Here is a 19,078-nt window from a genome sequence, read left to right as displayed (position 1 = left end):
GAACGGGCTGTCATTCTATCGGTCGACCATGAAGACCTCATTGTCTACGGTTCAGAGAGGTCAGCCCGCGTCTCACAAACGAGATGGCCGGTCGGCCGACCACGACCCGACACCCGCGGGCAGGGCCAAACACCTGACGGCCGTGGAACCTAGAACCCACACCTCGCCTGTCGCTGAGTGAGCCTTTGCGAGATACCCGATCCCTGCCCGGCGCACGGGGGCGCAAGACTTCAGGCAAGTGGCACTCCTATGCGCTCCCCCCAATCTCCGATCAAGCTCCGAATCCATACTCGTCCTCTCAAGTTGCGCCGTACCCTGGTGCGTTCGCCTACCGACCAGGTGAGCTCAAGACGACGGACCGGAGGGTCAGCAAGTGGACGGCACCGCCAGCCGCGCGAGGGAGGAGGCCGTGGCCTCCCAGGCTCAGCGATGGGCCGACGAACTCATTGATTTCGGAGCGCGCAACACATTGCTGCACTTCAAGGACACCAAGACTGGCAGCCTCGACCTGACCACCGTCTCGATCGAGGCACAGCACGCGCTGCTGACCGGCCGGAAGGTCCGGCTCGCGAGTCTCGTCCCCGATTCGTCCGATCACAAATCCGCCTGCCTCCGCGCACGCTACCTGCGGCGCCGGATCCAGGAACTGGACGAGGAACAGGGTATCGAGGCGGGCCACCTAGCCTGCGGACTGCTCAACGTGGACCCGCCGAAGACACGTGGCACAACCACCGTCCTCCCACTACGCGCTCCCCTAGTGCTGCTGCCCCTGACGATCCAGCCGCGCACAGCCACCGAGAACGACTTCGTCCTTCAGGTCGACGGCGAGCCGGAGATCAATCCGGTCCTGTTCTACGCGCTGAGCCGCCAGTATGGTCTGGACACCGACCTCGACCAATTGGCTGACCAGGCATCAACCACGCTTGAGGAACAATCGGATCCGGGGACCCGGGTGCGCGCTGTATACGACCTCCTCGCTAAGGCCCTTCACCGGAGCGGGCTGTCCGCGTCGTTCGAGGAACGCCTAGTGGTCGGGGCCTTCAGCTTTGACCGGTTACCCATGGTCAACGACCTGAAGAACTCGAGCTCATTGCTTGCCCAGCACCCCGTCATCGCCGCCATCGCCGGTGACAGCACGGCGGCCCGCTCGCTGTTGGAGGACTCCGAGATCTCTCCTGCGGGAGGCGAGGTCCCGCCGCGGCAGGAGTTCCTCGTCCACGACGCCGATGCCTCTCAGCAGCAGGCGATCCGCGCCGTACTGGCCGGCCGGCACGTGGTCATTGAGGGCCCTCCCGGAACGGGCAAGAGCCAGACCATCGCCAATCTCATCGCCGCACTGGCTGCTGAGGGACGCCGCGTCCTCTTCGTCGCGGAGAAACGCGCCGCGATCGAGGCGGTCACCGACCGACTCGCCCAAGTCGACCTCGACGGACTCGTTCTCGATCTCCACGGGAACAAGCTGAACCGCCGCCAGCTCGCTCAACAGCTTCTTGAGACCCTTGACCGGTCCGGCCAGGAGCCGCCGCCGCGCCCTGATCAGTTGCACGCCTCGCTCGAGCACTTCCGCGGTCAGATCGGCCGGCACGTCTCCGAGTTCCACGAGCCGAGGTCCCCGTGGGGGGTCAGCGCCTACCAAGCGCTGACGGAGCTGTCGGGAGTTCCGTCCGAGCAACAGACCCGCTGGCGCCTGCGTGGTGGTGCCCTGCGGCAGCTGGACCGGGATGCCCGGCAACACGTAGAGCAGGACCTGCACAAGTTCGTCAGCCGGAAGGGGCTGCAGATTCGGCGCGGCCAATCTCCCTGGGCGCGCACCCGCGTACGGGACGCCACGGAACTCCGGCCCGTCCTCGAACGACTGGACCACCTGGCGGGCACGGCCTTCGTGGACACCCGCCGGGAGATCGAGGCACTCATCACCGCAGCGGGGCTGTGCCAGGCACAGGACATCCACGGCTGGCAGCACTTGCTGGACCTTTTGCAAGCCGTGTCCGGCACCTTCGAGGAGTTCACTGCAGAGGTCTTCGGACCGCAGCTCGACCGGCTCGTCGCTGCCACCGCCGACCGAGCTTGGCGCAAGCAGCATGGGCAACCCATCGGCTGGTGGCAGCGGCGCTCCTTGGTCCGTGATGCCAGGGCAGTCCATCGGGACGGACTGCGCGATCGCCGGGTTCTCCACACCCGGTTGGTCCAGGCCCAGGAGCAGCGGACCCGCTGGCAGAGCGTGTCGCTGGACGGCGCGCCGCCGTCCGCCGTCCCTGAGCTCGGCGCCGCTCTGAAAAACTTCACCGAACTTCGCGACCGGCTCGCCGCAGTGGCCCTCTTTGCCGGTGTCGACGATTGGGCACAGAAGCCCGCCGACGAGGTCGCCGAGATCGTGCGAGAACTCGACGCCCACCGCGCGACGCTGTACCAGATGCCCGAACTCAATCAGCTGACCGACCGCTTGGAGGCCGCCGGTCTTGGCCCGCTGCTCGACGAGCTGGCCCAGAACCTCCCCACGCCCGAGGCGGCGGTCGCCCGGTTCCAGTTCGCCTGGTGGTCATCCGTTCTCGACGAGATCAAGATGCATTCCCAGCACGTTCGCACCTTCACCGGACGGGAACACGATCACGCCGTCACACAGTTCCGCCGCACTGACAGCGACCACATGGCCGCCAACGCCGGCCGCGTGCGGTACTCCGTGGCGGCCCGGCTGCGAAAGGCCCGCGATGCCCATCGCGACCAGAACGCCGTGGTCCGCGACCAGGCCGCGCGCAAGACTCGCCACCTGCCCCTGCGTAAGCTGGTAGCCAAAGCCCCCGACGTGCTGATGGCAGCCAAACCCTGCTGGGCCATGTCGCCGCTCGTGGTCAGCCGAGTGCTACCGGCCACCCGGCTGTTCGACGTGGTGGTCTTCGACGAAGCCAGCCAGATCCTGCCGCACGACGCCATGACGTCGATCATGCGGGGTCGCCAGGTCGTCGTCGCGGGTGACCGGAACCAGCTGCCGCCCACCTCGTTCTTCAGCCGCGTGCTAAGCGGCACCGACAGCCAGGAGAACGCTGATGAGGAGGGCGGGAACGATCCCGGCGTCTTCGAATCGCTCCTGGACCTGCTCAGCAGTCGGCTGCCCAACGTCCACACCCTCCGCTGGCACTACCGGAGCAGTGACGAGAGACTGATCGCCTTCTCCAACCGCGAGATCTACGGCGACCGGCTTGTCACGTTTCCGGGGACCGCTGTCGAGAGTCCGATCCGTCTGGAAGTCGTCGACGGCCATACGCTGCCCGGCCAAGACGGCTCCGCACCTCAGGAGGTCGAACGAGTAGTGGAGCTGGCGCTCGACCACGCCGCCCGCACCCCCGACCTGAGCCTCGGCATCATCACCATGGGCCAACGGCACGCCGATCGCATCGATCTCGTCTTGCGCAGAGCCCTCGAGGAGCAGCCGGACCTACAGGATTACTTCAGCCCCGAGGCAGGCCCCGGCCGACGCTTCTTCATCAAGAACCTCGAACGCGTACAGGGCGACGAACGCGACGCGATCATCCTCAGCATCGGGTACGCCAAGGCCGCCAACGGCCGGCTTGCCCAACGTTTCGGGCCGCTCAACAACGAAGGGGGAGAGCGTCGGCTCAACGTCGCCGTCACGCGCGCCCGCAAGCGTATGACGGTCGTCAGCTCGTTCTCCCATCACGACTTCGGCCCGCGTGCCGAGACGAAGAACCGCGGCCCCGAACTGCTGCGCCTGTTCCTCGAATACTGCGCTGTCCAGGGTGACCTCTCCCGGTCCGGCGGTCGCCAGGAGTCGTACGAGCTGAACCCGTTCGAGCGGGAGGTTCTGGAGGCCATGCGGTCCTCGGGCGTCCCCGCCGTCCCGCAATGGGGCGTTTCCGGCTACCGTATCGACTTCGCACTGGCCCACCCGGAGCGCCCCGGTCAGATGCTGCTCGCTGTGGAGACGGATGGCGACCGCTACCACCGCACAGTGAGCGCACGAGACCGTGACCGGCTCCGCCAGGCGCACCTGGAACGGCTCGGCTGGCACTTCCATCGAATCTGGGCCGCGGACTGGTTCGCTGACCCCCAGGCCGAGACGGACCGACTTGTCGGTGTCTGGCAGGACGTCGTCCGCGCGGCCGATGAACCGCCGAGCGGCAGAGTGATTCAGGACCCGGTCCCCGCTCCACGCCGGGCAGAGGAGCCTTCGAGTCGGCGAGGACCTAGACCGTCGTTGAGGCCCGGTGGCAGCATCGGCACCTACTCCGATATGGACCTCCGCGCACTCGCCGGCTGGATTCTCAGCGACGGCTACCAGCTCGACCGTGATACCCGGATCAGTCAGGCCATGACCGAACTCGGCTTCCGGAAGCGAGGACGGGTCATCGTCGAACGCCTCAACCAGGCGTTCGATCACTCTCAGCAGTTCGCGGACAAGGAGCACATCTGATGCCCCAGCTCGATCCCATGACCATCCAGCGCATCGCGCGACTCGTCGTGGACACGGACGGCCCTTTCGAACGCCCTGGCTACCAGCTGGCCGAGCTGCTGAAACGAGCGGCCTGGCCCGTACCAGTTGAATACGACGGCACGGCGAGGGTGCCCTGGCTCACCGAGACGATCACGGAGTCGGCCCATGACGAAGCCGCTGTCAGCCGCTTCCTCTGCCGCATCTGCGATCCGCTGGAGTACGAGGACGGCATGGCGTCCGCCGACCTCCTCCGGCAGGGACTCAACCAGGTTCTCGCCGCAGAGCAGCTGTCGATCACTTACGTCGGCGGCCGCCCGATGCTGGGTTCGCTCGGCGAGGACGGCCGATCGACCACCTTCAGTCCACCCGACGACTTGGAGGCACGTGTCCGACGACTGGTCAGCAGCGACGAGATCACTCGTCAGCTCATGCAGCGGGTGAACGAGACCCGTATCTGCGCGGACAACGGTGCGTACGTCTTCGCCCTCATCGGCATCGGAAGCTTCACCGAAGGTCTACTGCTCGACGTGCTGACCAAACGCGAACCGAGCCTGGCGCAGGGATTCCCGAATCCCAACGGAGGAAGGCCGGTGCCGGCGGCAAAGGCCAGCCTGGCGCTGCTACTCGACACTGCACGGTCTCGGGGCTGGATTCAGGTCGACGCTCACGACTTCATGAAAATCGTCCGCGAGTACCGCAACTTCGTCCACCTTCGTCAGCAGCGGGAACGCGGGATCGACCCCGACCACGACACCGTCATGATGTGCTGGGGCCCGGTCCTAGCCGTTCTCAACGATCTCGAGTCGAGCCTGCAATGACTACTACCTGGCATATCGCGCCCGTTGGGTGGCGACCGGGTCGCCCTACCAGCCGTACGACGCCCGCTGCCCCTCAACACATGACGTCGTTCTGGCCGCAGTCACCTGACCCTCGGTCAACTCCTTTGTTTCCTCCAGTCACTGGCATCGCTGCGAACCGCGGAGTGTCGCTCCGCTCCGTACAATAGAGCCACGAGTACGTCGTCGAGTGTTTCCGCCGATTCGAAGGCGAGGCAATGTCCGACTCCTCCGTCCCGCGCTCCCGTTCCCGTGGATCCTCCCGACGCCGGAGGTCCCGGTTCATCGACCAAGCTCGTTTCACCCAACCGGAGTTGCTCGCCGAACGACTGCTCATCCATGTGGACGCCACGCGAGTGGGGTGGGTGCGAGACCAGCTCAACACAGGCCGGAGCGGGCTCGTGATCGGTGGTCCGAAGGCTCTCAGTAAGGCACTGGACCTACGGGAGGAGGGCTATGAGGACGTGCTCCTCGCCGACCCGGCGTTCTACGAGGTCGGCATCGCGACGGCAGACCTTCCCTACCTGCAGCGGACTGGTGAGTTCCCCGCCACCGACCCGCTCGGTCAGGCAGTCCAGGAGCAGCTCGCCGTCGGCGCGACGGCGGCACTCACGCCAACCGGGTACCTCCGAGCCGGGGACACGGCCGCTGTGCGGGCTGCTGTGCGCGAGGTGGTCGTGCGCGAGGATCCTCGAATCGTGCTCGCGCTACCGATCGACGTCGGCTGGTTGCAGATTGACCTGGTCGGAAGTCTCATCGATGAACTGAGCACAGCACCGGGATCCAAGGCCATCATGCTCGGCGGCCAGTTGGACCCACTGGCGAGCTTCCCCGACGCTCTCACCGGCCTGACCCGGGTCCTGGCTCAGGTACCGGGCACCGCCCTGCTGCGGGCCGATCTCGCGGCGTTCGGCGCGCTCGCCGGGGGCGCGGCATTCGCCGGCTACGGGCTTTCGGGGCGCCTCCGGCACGTCGTGCCACCCGGCGAGCCGACGAAGAGCTCGGGGTTCGCCGATTCCCCGTCCGTCCTGTTCCCCGAGTTGATGGCCCTCTTCCTCGGAAAGACCCTCGCACGCCGCTTCGCTGCGACGCACGCACCAGTGTGCGAGTGCACGGCCTGCGGCCATCGGCCGCTGGACAGTTTCCCGAGCAATCGTGACGCTCGGCCAGCAGCACAGCACAACACGTCCGTGTTGCTTTCCTGGCAGCAGATGTTGCAGACGTTGACGCCCGGGCCCGACCGCCAACGGTGGTGGCAGGAACGCTGCCGTGCCGCCGTGAACCGCTATCCGCTCGTCAACGCCGCCATCCAGCAGCCGAACGGATTCAGGGTCCAGCCTCAACTGCTGCGGTGGTCCCTCCTCGATGCGACGGCACCTTCGACGTCGACAGGCGCAGGAGCGGACTGAGAGGCGGGCTGTTCACCAAGTCGTCCGTACAGCTCCTCGACGAAGTGCCAGGCCGCTGCGGTGTGCCGCAGCGGCCTGTACGCCTCGGGTTGCAGGGCCATCCGAATCCCGTCCTGCTCATGGACGAAGACGCCGATGCCGTAGAAGGCGGCCTCCGTCAAGATCTCGTCCAGTCCCGCGCACGGGGTCCGGCGGAGCAGGACGGCTCGGCGGCAGAACGGTGCGAATCGGCCTGCACGCTCGAGACCCCGCCGCCAGTCGGTGGCCGACACAACCGCGAGGTCAACGGCGAGCGGCCGGACCGCTCGACGTGTCACCAGCCCCGTGTCCGACTCGACCGCTCCGTGAGGGAAACAACGAACCTCTACTCGCTGCGGGACCGAGCCCACCGGAACGGGAAGGTCGACCGGAAGGCCGAGCAGGCACTCCAACACGGGAATGCTGTTTAGCCGCTCAGCGCCAACCGCTTCCCGCCTGCGATGCTCACCTTCATCGATCCGGTACAGCAGAAGGGCACGGGTGCCCAGGACCGAGAGCGTGATCCCTTCACTCTCCGAGGACACCTGTGAGAGGGCCGCCTCGCGGACAGAGCGCCAAGCCGCAGGATTCGCCACACTTGCCATGGACCCCACCTTGCCGTACAGCGCGGCACCACGGCCAGGCGCCCCTCCGCGCCGGGCTTCTGGGATTGCACGGGCGGATCTCGCATCCTCAGGGCAGCACGGGCCCGGGTGGCCGAGTCAGGCGAGGGCAAGGAGCCTCCTGGCACCGGGATCCTTCGACTGGACACGCGAGGTGAGGTCCTGGAGTCTCAAGGCCGCCTTCCCTGCGCAACCGACCCGCAGTTGAACCACTGGCGACGGGCTACGGACTTGTCGAACACCCTGTCTTCTGCCTGAGTCCGAGGGTCAGCTGCTGTGAGTCGAACCGTCCGGATGGCCTCTCGGCTGTTGCCGAGCAGCCATCCACTCCGCAGCGACCGCCGACCAACTACTGTGCGCGATCGACACGATGGGTGGCAATCAGGTCGCGGTACCAGGCGTACGAGGCCCGCGGGGTGCGCGTCTGCGTGTCGAAGTCGACGTGGACGAGGCCGAAGCGTTGGTGGTAGCCCTCGGCGCGTCGAACGGGGTGTCATTCCACCCGGAAGCCCGTTCTCCCTCTTCGATCCTCTTGCTCACCAGACCAGCTGAGGACAACAGAGGTTCGTGGCGCCTCGGGGCGGGCGGCCCGCCCTCCTCAAGGAACAACGTCGAGGACGGCGCCGTCCTCGCCACCCGTGCCATGGCCGACCGCCGTGCGGGCCCTGAGCACTACCGGTCCGCGGCCGGCGACAGGCCTGCGGTGCGCGCGGCGACGCCCGCCTGGACTGCGAAGAGGCGGTCCCGCGCGTGCTGGTCGAGCGTGTGGAAGTGGCCGTGCGCCTCAAGGGTGACGAAGCCGTGCACGGTGGCCCAGGCCAGCATCAGGGCTTCCGCCGCGTCCGGCACCAGCGGGCTGCCGAGCCGGCCGCGTTCGGCCGTGTCGGCGACGAGTTCGACCATGTGCTCCATCGCCCGCCGGCCGGCCACCACGGTCGGTCCGTCCGGTGGGGCCGCGTACCCGGGTACGGGGGCGCCGAAGATGAGGGCGAAGCGCTCCGGATTCCGCTGCGCCCAGGTGCGGTAGCCGATGCAGGTGGCCACGAAGCGTCCGTCCAGGTCGTCCGGCGGCACGGTCTCGCGGGTCGCCGTCAGCGCGTCCGACAGGCTGTCGTACGAGTCGGCGACCAGGGCGGTGAGCAGCTCGTCCCGGTCGGCGAAGTAGCGGTACAGCGCGGGCGGGGTCATCCCCATGCTGCGGGCGATGTCGGTGAAGCGGAGGTTCGCGGCGCCGCGCTCGACGATCAGGCTCAGGGCCGCGCGCTTGATCTCCTCCACCGTGTCGGCGCGAAGCCGCTCACGGCGGCTCCGCCCCCCGCTCCCGTCGGTCGACCCACCCGTCATCGCATCTCCATCCGCTCGCCGCGCCAGTCACCGCGTTGACAATCCGTACCCGTCGAGGGAAACGTTACGCCTCGTAAGGCGCGTTATGAAGCGTAACGCTTTGCCTGGGGGCGGAGCCCCTGACGACGCACGGAGGACCACATGTCCCAGGGACTGCGCGAGGATCGGCGGACAGCCGCCGGGGAGAGCGGGTCACACAGGCCCGGCCCGCTCGGCCGAATAGCCGGTTGGAGCTTCCGGAACCGGGGCCGCACGGTGCTGCTCTGGCTGCTCGCCGCCGGCGCGGCCTTCGGCCTCTCGGCCGGCCTCGGCGCCAAGTACAGCGCCGACTACACCGCGCCCGGCTCGGACTCCAAGCAGGCCCAGCAACTGCTGGCACGGGACTTCCCCGGGCTGGGCGGTGAATCGATCAGCCTGGTGCTGACCTCGGACGGCAACGTGACCGACGCCGCCACCCGCGACCGGGTCAAGGACCTGCTCGCCCGGATGGCCGAGGTGCCTCACGTCAGCGGCATCGACGACCCGTACGGCCCGCGCGGCAAGGTGTCGGCCGACGGCCGCACCGCCCTCGGGCAGATCCACCTGGACGTCGCCGTCGCCCCCGACATGCCCAAGGCCGACACCCAGCGGCTGCTCGACCTCGCCCGCCCCGCCGACGGCGGCCTACGAGTCCACCTCGGCGGCATGACGGTCCAGCAGGCCGAGCAGGGCGCGATCGGCTCGGAGGGCATCGGCATCGCGGCCGCCACCCTGATCCTGGTGATCACCTTCGGCTCGGTCGTGGCCGCCGGCCTGCCGCTGCTCACCGCGCTCGGCGGGCTCGCGGTCAGCAGCGCCCTGCTGCCGGTCCTCGCCGCGATCATGCCGGTCCCGGACTGGTCGACCTCGCTCGCCGCGATGCTGGGCATCGGCGTCGGCATCGACTACGCGCTGCTGCTGGTCACCCGGTTCCGCGAGTGGCGCGTCGAGGGGCTCGAACCCGAGGCCGCCACGGTCGCCGCGCTGGACACCGCGGGCCGCGCGGTCGTGGTCGCCGGAATGACCGTGGTGGTCAGCATGCTCGGGCTGTTCGCGATGGGCCTGTCGTTCATGCGCGGCGCCGCGGTCTCGGCGATCCTCTCCGTGTTCGTCGTGATCGCCGCGTCCGCCACGCTCTTCCCCGCCCTGCTCGGCTACCTCGGCCGACACGTCGAGCGCCTCCGGCTGCCCCTGCCCCAACGCCGCGCCGCCCGGGGCGAGAGCTCGGTGGGCGCCGGCTGGCTGCGCTGGAGCAGGCTCGTCGAGCGTCACCGCATCCTCGGTGCCGTCACCGGGGTCGTCGTCCTGCTGGCGCTCGCGGCGCCGTTCCTGGGTGTGCGCTTCGGCTTCCCCGACGCGGGCAACGACCCCGCCGGGCGCTCGAACCGGCTGGCGTACGACGCGGTGGCCGCCGGCTTCGGACCGGGAAGCAACGGACCGCTGGTCCTGGTCGCCGAGTTGGCGCCGGGCACCCCCGCCGAGGCGACGGCCCCGCTGCCCACCGCGCTGAAGGCGGTGCCCGGCGTCACGGCCGTGACCCCTCCGGTGCCCGGCTCCGACGGCCGCTCGCTGCTGCTCACCGTCTTCCCGGACAGCGGTCCGCAGTCCAGCGCCACCAAGACCCTGGTCCGCGACCTCCGCGATCACGTCATCCCGGCCGCGGCCGGCCGCGGCGTCCGGGTGCACGTCGGCGGGGCGACCGCCAGCGCGATCGACAGCACCGACAACATCGCCCGCCGCATCCCGCTGCTGGTCGGCGGCGTGGTCACGGTGTCGATGCTCCTGCTCCTGGTGGCCTTCCGCAGCCTCGTCGTCGCCCTCAAGGCCGCTGTGATGAACCTGCTCTCCGTCGGCGCCGCGTACGGCGTGGTCGCCCTCGTCCTCGAAGGCGGCACCGCCGGCCGGTTGATCGGCATCGACAGCCCCACCCCGCTGCCGGCCTTCGTGCCGGTGCTGACCTTCGCCGTCCTGTTCGGGCTCTCGATGGACTACGAGGTCTTCCTGGTGAGTCGGATGCGTGAGGCCTGGCTTCGCACCGACGACAACGCGGAGTCCATCGTCAGCGGACTGGCGGGCACCGCGCGGGTGATCACCGCGGCGGCGGCCATCATGGTCGCCGTGTTCGCGGCCTTCGTCCCGGCGCCCGACCTGCCGATCAAGGTCATCGGCGTCGGCATGGGGTCGGCCATCCTGATCGACGCCACGCTGGTCCGACTGCTGCTGGTACCGGCCGTGATGCACCTGCTCGGCCGCGGCAACTGGTGGCTGCCAGCCTGGCTGGACCGCCGCCTGCCCCACCTCCACGTCGAAGGACACACCGAGCTCTACCAGCCGGAGCCCGCCCCCGAGGCGCCCCGCTCCCCGGCGGTGGTCGGCTAGTGGCAGCAGCGGACCGCGGGCGCTTCACGACGCCCGCGGTCCGCTGGTCACGGCGGAAGGCGGCGAACGGCACCAGCGTCCTTGCTCGGCGCAGTGGTCGGCCTTGCCGGCGCGGCCCTGGCGCTCTGGCTGGTCCGGGAGGGCGAAATCGACCGCGAGGCACGGCTCCATCCCGCGACGACGCGCAGACGGCGCTCAGCCGGGCCGGGCCCGCGACGACCGGCAGCCCCGACCCGGACGACGACCCGGCGACGCCGACCCGCGCCGGCGGAACGGGTGCCAGGCAGGTCACGGCGTCGCCGACGACGCAGTGCCCGGATCGGTCCGGCTGACGAGCCGGTCGGTCAGCCGGCCTTCCGGGCCCGGCGCATGACCGCCGGCTCGGTCCGCCGCAGGAGCCAGTAGACGACCAGGCCGTAGGCCAGGCTGAGCACCAGCAGCATTCCGGTGCTCAGCAGCCAGGTCCCCGCGCTGTGCCGGAACAGCGGATCGGCCGCCAGGTCGCTGCCGGGCGAGATGGCGTGCAGATCGACGGTGGCGGCCATCGCCGCCATCGCCCAGCGGGACGGCACCAGCCAGGAGAGCTGTTCGAGTCCCGGCACCCCGTACAGGCGCAGCTGGGTGCCGGTGAAGACGACCTGCACGATGGCCAGCAGCACCAGCAGCGGCATGGTGGCCTCTTCCTTGCCGACCAGCGCCGAAACCAGCAGTCCCAGCATCATTCCGGCGACGGCGAGCAGCGCCATCACGATGACGATCTCGGCGAGCGGCGGCAGGAAGACCCCGCTGCCGCCCTCGGGTCTGAGCCGCACTCCCGCCAACGCGACCATGGTCAGCACCACGGCCTGCACCACCGTGACCGTGCCGAGCACCACCACCTTCGAGCAGAGGTACGCCGATCGGGAGAGCCCGACGGCGCGCTCCCGCCGGTAGATCACCCGCTCCTTCACCAGCTCGCGGACCGCGTTGGCGGCACCGGTGAGCACCCCGCCGACGCAGAGGATCAACAGCGCACTGAACACGCTGCTGTCGGTGAGCTTGCCGCCGGCCAACGCCCGGGCCAACACGCCCATCACGAACGGCAGCGCGATCATGATCACCACGAAGGTGCGGTCGGCGGCCAGTGCGGCGGTGTAGCGGCGCACCAGGGTGCCCAACTGGCGGTCCCAGCGCTGCGGCTGAGGGGGCGGCTTGGCCGGTACGGGCCGGGCACGGCGTCGCGCGGGCAGCGGGGACCTCAGGCTGCGCTGCCCGGACGGCGCAGAGGGCACACCACTCCGCTCGGCCGGCGCCGACGGCGGCACCACGTCCGACTCGCCCGGCCCCGACGGCGGCACCACGTCCGACTCGCCCGGCCCCGACGGCGCGACCGGGGCTCGGGGCCGTTCCATGGGGTCGATGTACCGGCGGTACGCGGGCGAAGCCCGGTACTCGCCCATCCAGTCGCGGTCCTCCTGGGTCTCGAAGTTCTCGAACGCTTGCGGCCACTGCGAGCACCCGAAGTACTCCAGAGCGTCGCCGGGCGGTCCGTAGTACGCGGTGCGACCGCCCGGGGCGAGCATCAGCAGACGGTCACAGAGATCGAGGCTCAGCACGCTGTGCGTCACCACGACGACGGTGCGACCGTCGTCCGCCAGGTCCCGGAGCATCTGCATCACCGAGCGGTCCATCCCCGGGTCCAGGCCGGAGGTCGGCTCGTCGAGGAAGAGCAGCGACGGCTTGGTGAGCAGTTCCAGTGCCACACTGACCCGCTTGCGCTGACCGCCGGAGAGGCTGGCGACCACCAGGTCGGCCCGCTTCTCCAGGCCCAGCTCGGCGATCACCTCGTCGACCCGGGCGTTCCGCTCGGCCGCCCCGGTGTCGCCGGGGAAGCGCAGTTCGGCGGCGTAGCCGAGCGCGCGCCGGACGGTCAGCTGGGTGTGCAGGATGTCGTCCTGCGGCACCAGGCCGATCCGATGGCGCAGTTCGGCGTAGTCGCGGTAGAGGTCGCGACCGTCGTAACGCACCGTGCCACCGTCGGCGGGCCGCAGCCCGGTGAGCGCGTTCAGCAGGGTCGACTTGCCCGAGCCGCTCGGACCGGTGACCGCCAGCAGGCAGTCCTGGCCGACCGGGAAGCTGATCCCGTCGAGCAGCCGGCCGTCGCCGACCGTGACCACCAGGTCGGCCACGTCGAGGGTGATGTCGCCGGTGTCGACGAACTCCTGGAGTTCGCCGTCGACCAGGCAGAACTCCGAATGGCCGATGCCCAGCAGGTCTCCCGGGCCGATCACGGCCTCCACCACCGGTTGACCGTTGAGGTAGGTGCCGTTGTGGCTGTGCAGATCGGTGATCGCGTACCGGCCGTCGGCGGTGGTGTGCAGTTCGGCGTGGTGGCGGGACACCTCGAGGTCGGCCAGGACCAGGTCGTTGTCGGGTGCGCGGCCGATCCGCAGGGTGCGGGCGATCAGCGGATGGATGCTGGTGGGCGGCCGGTACGAGCCGGTGATCGCAGTCAGCGCAGTGGCACGCGGGACGGCGGACTGCTGCGGGGGTGCCACGGTGAGCTCGACCTCCGGGCCGTCGCCGGGGCTGCCGAACCGGATGACACTGTCGGTGCCGAGGTCACCGAGGTCGAGGCGCGAGATCCGGCGGCCCCCGGACCAGGTGCCGTTGTCGCTGTCCAGATCGTCCAGCATCCAGTGTCCGTCGCCGAGGTGCAGCACCGCGTGGTGCCATGACACCCGGGGGTCACTGAGCGGGATCTCGCTGACCGGGTCGCGGCCGACGTGGTACGAGCGGCTCGGGGTGAGGACCCGCGAGTCGCCCGCAGTCGTCAGTACCAGGTCCGGCGCAATGGGTGCGACCTGTCGCTCTCCCATGTATCCGACCATAGCCCCTCCGGCCCGCGGAGGGCGTCCGCTGGTCGAGGGGCCCGTCGGGCGCCGGGCCGGCACCGCCCCGGTCGGGCCGGCACCACCGTCGCGGGTCCCGCACGGGCCGGCCGGGCGGACGTTCCCGGTCGGCGGCCGCACCGGGGCACTCCCGTCGTCGCCCGGATGAACCAGTGCGGTTCGCCGGGGGTGTCGACGGCGTGGGTCGGGGTGGCCACCGGGACTCGGACGTGTCGTTGCGGGTCATCCGGCCTCTCCACGCCGTGCGGCAAGGCACAGCGAGCAGGACGAGGCCGACCACGGTGAACGTCGTCCTGGCGTCCGGAACGGGCCGCCGGGGACCGGCCCTCCGCCCGCTCGGGCCAGCCCTCGTGAGCCCCGTGGGGTCAGGTGGAGTCGGCGATATGGATCGTGTCGATGCTCTGGTCCAGGAAGGTGGCCAGCGCGTGGCCCTCCGCCTTCAGGTCTCGTCCTTCGGACCGGGTGAGTTTGCGCAGGGGGCTGATGGTGAGGCGGCGGTCGCTGGTGATCCAGGTGGCGGCGACGCGGCCGTCGATGAGGACGGCGCGCTGTCCGGCGACGGAGAGGCCGAGGTGCGGATCGTCGATGATGCGACTGCGGTTCTGGTAGCCGAGGATCGCGTTGTCGAAGGCGGGCAGGAAGCGGACCGGTGCGGGGGTGTCGGGGTGCGGGCGGGGTGCGTCGGGCAGGTCGAGGAACTGGCGGCCGCTTTCGTCGCGGAAGGTGATGAGGTTGTCGCGGAGGGCTTTGACGGCGGCGGGCAGTCCGGCCAGGCCGCTCCAGGCGCGGATGTCTGCGGTGGTGGCGGGGCCGTAGGCGGCGAGGTAACGCAGGACGAGTTGCTGTCCGACCGGATCGTCCGGATCCGTGGACACAGGGGCGATGGGCTGGTGCAGCCAGGTGGCCAGGGGGAGGTTGCGGACGCCTGCGGTGCTCTTCCACAGTCCTCTGGGCGGCAGTTGGGCCATGGGGATGAGCGCGGCGACAAGGAGTTCGCCCAGCACCCGGCGGGGCGGGGTGGGCCAGCGGTCGCGGAGGGCGTCGACGAGTTCGGCCATGGTGAGTGGTTGCCCGGCGGCGGTCACAGCCCGGCCCGCTGCTCCCAGCTCGTCCAGGTCGATGCCGGCGAGTTCGCTGCGGTAGGTGGACAGGACCCGTTGGCGCAGCATGGCGTCGTGGCGAGCGCGCCAGGCAACTGCGTCGTCGGCGGTGACGAGGTGGACGGTGCGGCGCATGAGATGGGTGCGCACGACCCGGCGGCCGGTGACCAGGTCGTCCAGGTCGACGGGTGCGAACGCGCTGATGCGGGACCACAGGCCGGTGAATGGTTCCTGAGGGGCCTGAGCCTGTAGTCCGGCCAGGTGGGAGACGGCATCGAGGGGGGTGCAGTCCACACGCTCGAGGAGGTACTGGCGGGCGAGCGTGGCCCGGTTGAGGTCACGCTGGGTCAGGACGTTCATGGTGTCGGTTCGACGAGGTTGATGCCGTTGATGCAGCCGGCCAGGAACCGGTGCACGATGCGGGCGCATGCGTCATGATCCGGGTTTCCGTTCGGGCCGAACATCGTGGTGCCCGGGCAGCAGGCACTGCCTTCGATGCCGGTCCGGCCGAGCTGACGCCTGTGCATTGTCAAGATCTGCTTCCCCTGTGTGCCGACTGCCGTCGACGCGCCGATGCCGAGAATGTGCGGGGGCGGGGGCGGGCAGCCGTTGCAGGGCGCCCGCCCCCGGGGCGGGTCAGCCGTTGTGGGGGGCTGTGACGTCGAGGACCCATGTCACGCCGAAACGGTCGGTCAGCATGCCGTAGAGCGGAGCCCACGCTGCGGGCTCCAGCGGGCGCAGCACGTTCGAGCCGTCGGCCAGACGGTGCCACAGGTCGCTGATCTCCTCGGCGTCCTCGCCGCGCACGGACACGAAGAACGGGTTGGCGCCCTGCTCGTACGGCATCGCCGAGGGCACGTCGTAGGCCATGACGTGGAAGCCGTTGTCGGCGACGACCTGGCCCCACATCACCCAGTCCGCCTCGCTGTCGTCCTGGACGTTTCCGGCGTCCTTGTAGGTCACCACGACGGTGTGCCCGCCGAAGACGGACTGGTAGAAGTTCAGCGCCTCGCAGGCCGAGCCGCGGAAGTTCAGATGCGTGGTGGTGGTGACGGACATGGTCTGCTCCTACGTTGCGTACGCCGGATGGGGCGAATGGCAGAGATCGAGCGGAATGCCCCGATCTGGAATCTGCGATCCAGCATGCCACCCGTACAGGACAGGTTGTGTCCTGTACTTGCTTCATGATGGAGGTATGCAGAAGACGTCCTCGCGGCTCCTTGCCCTGCTCTCCCTGCTCCAGGCACGACCGGAGTGGGGCGGTGACGATCTGGCCGAGCGGCTGGAGGTGACTGTGCGCACCGTGCGCCGCGACGTCGACCGCCTTCGTGCGCTGGGCTACCCGGTCGCCACCGACAAGGGACCCGGCGGCGGATACCGCCTGCGACCGGGATCACAGCTGCCACCGTTGCTCTTCGACGACGAGCAGGTCATCGCTCTGGCCATCGCGCTGCAGAGCACCGCTCACCCGGCGATCGCGCAGGACGCCGATCGCGCGCTCGCAACGATCCGGAACGTTCTCCCCCCGCGCCTGCGGCAGCGCATCGACGCACTCCACGTCACCACTGTCCGCCCACCGGAGCCGGAGGCATCACCAACCCTGGCCCTGGATCTGCTCACCACCGTGAGCAGCGCGATCCAGCGCCACGAAGAACTGCGCCTGGACTACACCCCGCAGACCGAGACCGCACCGCTGCGACGGCGGGTCGAGCCACATCACCTCGTGGCCTGGCGCAGCCACTGGTACCTGCTGGCCTGGGACCTCGACCGCGACGACTGGCGGACCTTCCGCACCGACCGCATGACCCCACGCACGCCGACCGGCCCGCGCTTCAGCCCACGCCAGGTACCGGGCGGCGACATCTCCACGTTCATCACCAGCCGATTCCGCGGCTCTGACGGAACCGACCTCGCCTGGCCCTGCCAAGGCGAGGTCACCCTGGACCTCCCCGCCGCGGAGGTCATCCCCCACGTCGCCGACGGCATCGTGGAACCGCTCGGCCCCACACGGTGCCGCATCATCACCGGATCCTGGTCCTGGACCGCCCTCGCCGCCGGCCTCGGCCGCTTCGACGCCAACCTGCGCGTCATCGGCCCGCCGGCCCTCCGCCAAGCCTGCGCCACACTGGCCCGCCGCTACGCCGACGCCACGACCACCGAGTCCGGCCAGCTGGACACACCCGACGGGTGAGGGGCCGGAACCTCACGACCTCAAGATCATCCCATCTCAGTCCTCGCACGAGTGCTCCAGTGGATGTCGCTTCGTCAGGGCACCGCGACCCACACCGCGTCACACTGGGAAAGTCGCTTGGCGCGGAATTCCCATCGAGGTGAGCGCACGGTGGTGAGCTTCCCCGGAGTCCACAAGGCGGCCCGTCCCCGCGCAACCAACCGACGATTGAACCGCTGGCGATGGGCTGTGGACTTGTTGAACACCCTGTCTTTTGGGCAGTTACCGGGGCGCAGCCGCGGCAGACCACTCCACCAGGATGGCCTCTTGGCCGTTGCCAAGAGGCCATACATCCTGCCGTAGCTGGACACCAACTACCTTGGACTGCGGGCCTGGTGAGCGGCGATCAGGTCGCGGTACCAGGCGTACGAGGCCCTCGGGGTGCGCTTCTGCGTCTCGAAGTCGACGTGGACGAGGCCGAAGCGCTGGTGGTAGCCCTCGGCCCACTCGAAGTTGTCCATCAGTGACCACGTGTAGTAGCCGCGGACATCGACGCCTTCCGCGACTGCCGCGGCGAGGGCGTCGAGGTGGCCGGCGAGGTAGTCGATGCGGGGCTGGTCGTCGAGGGTCGCGGTCGTCGAGCAGCCGTTCTCGGTGATGGTGACGGGCGGGAGGGCGGCGCCGTAGCGGTCACGGAGGCCGGTGAGGAGTTCGCGCAGGCCGTCGGGGACGACGGGCCAGCCGAAGGCGGTGTGGGGGACGCCCTCGATCGGGGCTTCGGTGAAGGGGAGGGCGGGGTCGGTGGGGGCGGCGATGCGGGTGGGGTTGTAGTAGTTGACGCCGAGGCCGTCGAGCGGTGTGGCGGTGATCAGCTTCAAGTCCCCGTCGCGGACGCAGCCGCCGAGGTCGGGGGTGACACCGAAGGCGGAGAGGTCGGGATAGCGGCCGAGGAGCAGCGGGTCGGTGAACAGGCGGTTGTGCAGGGCGTCGTAGGCCTGCGCGGCGGCGAGGTCGGCGGGGGCGGAGGAGGCCGGCCGCACCGGGGTGAGGTTGTTGGCGATCATCACCTCCAGGCCGCGCTCGCGCAGCACGTCGGCGGCGAGGCCGTGGGCGAGCAGCTGGTGATGGGCGGTGGGGAGTGCGTCGAGCATCAGCTCACGACCGGGTGCGTGAATCCCGAGGGCGTAGCCGTAGACCATGTGCACGAAGGGCTCGTTGAGGGTGATCCAGGAGGGCACGCGGTCGCCGAGGCGGTCGGCCATGACGGCGGCGTACTCGGCGAAGCGGTACGCGGTGTCGCGGTTGAGCCAGCCGCAGCCCGCGGTGGGGCCGCTGCTCGATGGAGCCTCCAGGGCCTGCGGGAGGTCCCAGTGGAAGAGGGTGGGCAGCGGCGTGATACCGGCCTCCAGCAGGGCGTCCACGAGCCGGTCGTAGAAGGCGAGTCCGGCGGGGTTGACCGGGCCGACGCCGGTGGGCAGCACCCGGGACCATGCGATGGAGAAGCGGTAGCCGTCCAGCCCGAGGCCCTTCATCAGGGCGATGTCCTCGGGGTACCGGTGGTAGTGGTCGCAGGCGACTGCGCCGGTGTGTCCGTCGCGGACGGCGCCCGGGCGGGCGGAGAAGACGTCCCAGATGGACGGCCCGCGCCCGTCCTCGCCCACCGCCCCCTCGATCTGGTAGGCGGCGGTGGAAACACCCCAGCGGAACCCCGCCGGAAGGTCGAGACGATCCAACATGGCAGCCCCCTGACACGACAACATGAGGATTGCTCATGTTACTGGCGTCACGCCAAAACACCAGAGGCAACCCGGCGCCGCCCCACCATCCAGGACATCATCGG

General features: G+C 69.6%; 11 protein-coding genes and 1 pseudogene. 5 read left to right on the top strand and 7 right to left on the bottom strand.

The genetic code is table 11. The features are described 5' to 3' along the window. The first annotated feature begins 373 nt into the window (after positions 1 to 373). The 3 genes from J5Y04_RS26515 (at position 374) to J5Y04_RS26505 (ending at position 6,695) form a co-directional block, all read left to right on the top strand. Entirely contained in the window at positions 374 to 4,429 is a 4,056-nt protein-coding gene (locus J5Y04_RS26515) for an AAA domain-containing protein (protein ID WP_209414914.1), read from the top strand. Then, the gene (locus J5Y04_RS26510) at positions 4,429 to 5,268 is read left to right on the top strand and encodes a hypothetical protein (RefSeq protein ID WP_209414913.1); all 840 of its coding nucleotides are present in this window, start codon (positions 4,429 to 4,431) and stop codon (positions 5,266 to 5,268) included. Before J5Y04_RS26515 ends, J5Y04_RS26510 begins: the two co-directional genes overlap by 1 nt. Positions 5,269 to 5,600: 332 nt before the next feature. Then, entirely contained in the window at positions 5,601 to 6,695 is a 1,095-nt protein-coding gene (locus tag J5Y04_RS26505; RefSeq protein WP_209414912.1) for a hypothetical protein, read from the top strand. Positions 6,696 to 7,685: 990 nt separating this feature from the next. Here J5Y04_RS26505 and J5Y04_RS44010 read toward each other — a convergent pair. Further along, positions 7,686 to 7,814 (bottom strand): annotated as a pseudogene (locus J5Y04_RS44010) (family 1 glycosylhydrolase); the annotation flags it as partial. Positions 7,815 to 8,008: 194 nt separating this feature from the next. Beyond that, entirely contained in the window at positions 8,009 to 8,680 is a 672-nt protein-coding gene (locus J5Y04_RS26495; RefSeq protein ID WP_209414911.1) for a TetR/AcrR family transcriptional regulator, read from the bottom strand. A gap of 141 nt (positions 8,681 to 8,821) precedes the next feature. Between J5Y04_RS26495 and J5Y04_RS26490 the strand changes: the two genes are divergently transcribed. Next, on the top strand, positions 8,822 to 11,077 hold the full coding sequence (locus J5Y04_RS26490) for an MMPL family transporter (protein WP_209414910.1): 2,256 nt from the start codon (positions 8,822 to 8,824) through the stop codon (positions 11,075 to 11,077). A gap of 344 nt (positions 11,078 to 11,421) precedes the next feature. Here the strand turns inward: J5Y04_RS26490 and J5Y04_RS26485 are convergent, their stop codons facing one another. The 4 genes from J5Y04_RS26485 to J5Y04_RS26470 form a co-directional block, all read right to left on the bottom strand. Then, a complete protein-coding gene (locus J5Y04_RS26485) occupies positions 11,422 to 13,935 on the bottom strand; it encodes an FHA domain-containing protein (protein WP_209414909.1) in 2,514 nt (837 codons plus the stop codon). Between the two features lie 398 nt (positions 13,936 to 14,333). Further along, complete coding sequence (locus J5Y04_RS26480; protein ID WP_209414908.1) at positions 14,334 to 15,428, bottom strand: winged helix DNA-binding domain-containing protein; 1,095 nt, start codon at positions 15,426 to 15,428, stop codon at positions 14,334 to 14,336. Next, a complete protein-coding gene (locus J5Y04_RS26475; protein WP_209414907.1) occupies positions 15,425 to 15,595 on the bottom strand; it encodes a hypothetical protein in 171 nt (56 codons plus the stop codon). Before J5Y04_RS26475 ends, J5Y04_RS26480 begins: the two co-directional genes overlap by 4 nt. A gap of 109 nt (positions 15,596 to 15,704) precedes the next feature. Continuing rightward, complete coding sequence (locus tag J5Y04_RS26470; RefSeq protein ID WP_209414906.1) at positions 15,705 to 16,127, bottom strand: VOC family protein; 423 nt, start codon at positions 16,125 to 16,127, stop codon at positions 15,705 to 15,707. Between the two features lie 136 nt (positions 16,128 to 16,263). Here J5Y04_RS26470 and J5Y04_RS26465 point away from each other — a divergent pair, with 136 nt between their 5' ends. Further along, entirely contained in the window at positions 16,264 to 17,259 is a 996-nt protein-coding gene (locus J5Y04_RS26465; protein ID WP_209414905.1) for a YafY family protein, read from the top strand. A 353-nt stretch (positions 17,260 to 17,612) separates the two neighbouring features. Here J5Y04_RS26465 and J5Y04_RS26460 read toward each other — a convergent pair whose 3' ends face one another. Next, positions 17,613 to 18,974: a GH1 family beta-glucosidase gene (locus J5Y04_RS26460; protein WP_209414904.1), complete on the bottom strand. Its 1,362-nt coding sequence runs from the start codon at positions 18,972 to 18,974 to the stop codon at positions 17,613 to 17,615. Positions 18,975 to 19,078: the final 104 nt, after the last annotated feature.

Origin of the sequence: Kitasatospora sp. RG8 (assembly GCF_017813315.1) — a bacterium.
Classification (GTDB): domain Bacteria; phylum Actinomycetota; class Actinomycetes; order Streptomycetales; family Streptomycetaceae; genus Kitasatospora.
Note: the sequence above shows the minus strand (reverse complement) of the source record. Positions and strands in the feature narration are given on the sequence as shown.

Excerpts from the sequence above, each read along its gene's own strand:
- J5Y04_RS26510 (WP_209414913.1), top strand. The coding sequence starts at position 4,429 with ATGCCCCAGCTCGATCCCATGACCATCCAGCGCATCGCGCGACTCGTC.
- J5Y04_RS26495 (WP_209414911.1), bottom strand. The coding sequence starts at position 8,680 with ATGACGGGTGGGTCGACCGACGGGAGCGGGGGGCGGAGCCGCCGTGAG.
- J5Y04_RS26490 (WP_209414910.1), top strand. The coding sequence starts at position 8,822 with ATGTCCCAGGGACTGCGCGAGGATCGGCGGACAGCCGCCGGGGAGAGC.
- J5Y04_RS26485 (WP_209414909.1), bottom strand. The coding sequence starts at position 13,935 with ATGGGAGAGCGACAGGTCGCACCCATTGCGCCGGACCTGGTACTGACG.
- J5Y04_RS26480 (WP_209414908.1), bottom strand. The coding sequence starts at position 15,428 with ATGAACGTCCTGACCCAGCGTGACCTCAACCGGGCCACGCTCGCCCGC.
- J5Y04_RS26475 (WP_209414907.1), bottom strand. The coding sequence starts at position 15,595 with ATGCACAGGCGTCAGCTCGGCCGGACCGGCATCGAAGGCAGTGCCTGC.
- J5Y04_RS26470 (WP_209414906.1), bottom strand. The coding sequence starts at position 16,127 with ATGTCCGTCACCACCACCACGCATCTGAACTTCCGCGGCTCGGCCTGC.
- J5Y04_RS26465 (WP_209414905.1), top strand. The coding sequence starts at position 16,264 with ATGCAGAAGACGTCCTCGCGGCTCCTTGCCCTGCTCTCCCTGCTCCAG.
- J5Y04_RS26460 (WP_209414904.1), bottom strand. The coding sequence starts at position 18,974 with ATGTTGGATCGTCTCGACCTTCCGGCGGGGTTCCGCTGGGGTGTTTCC.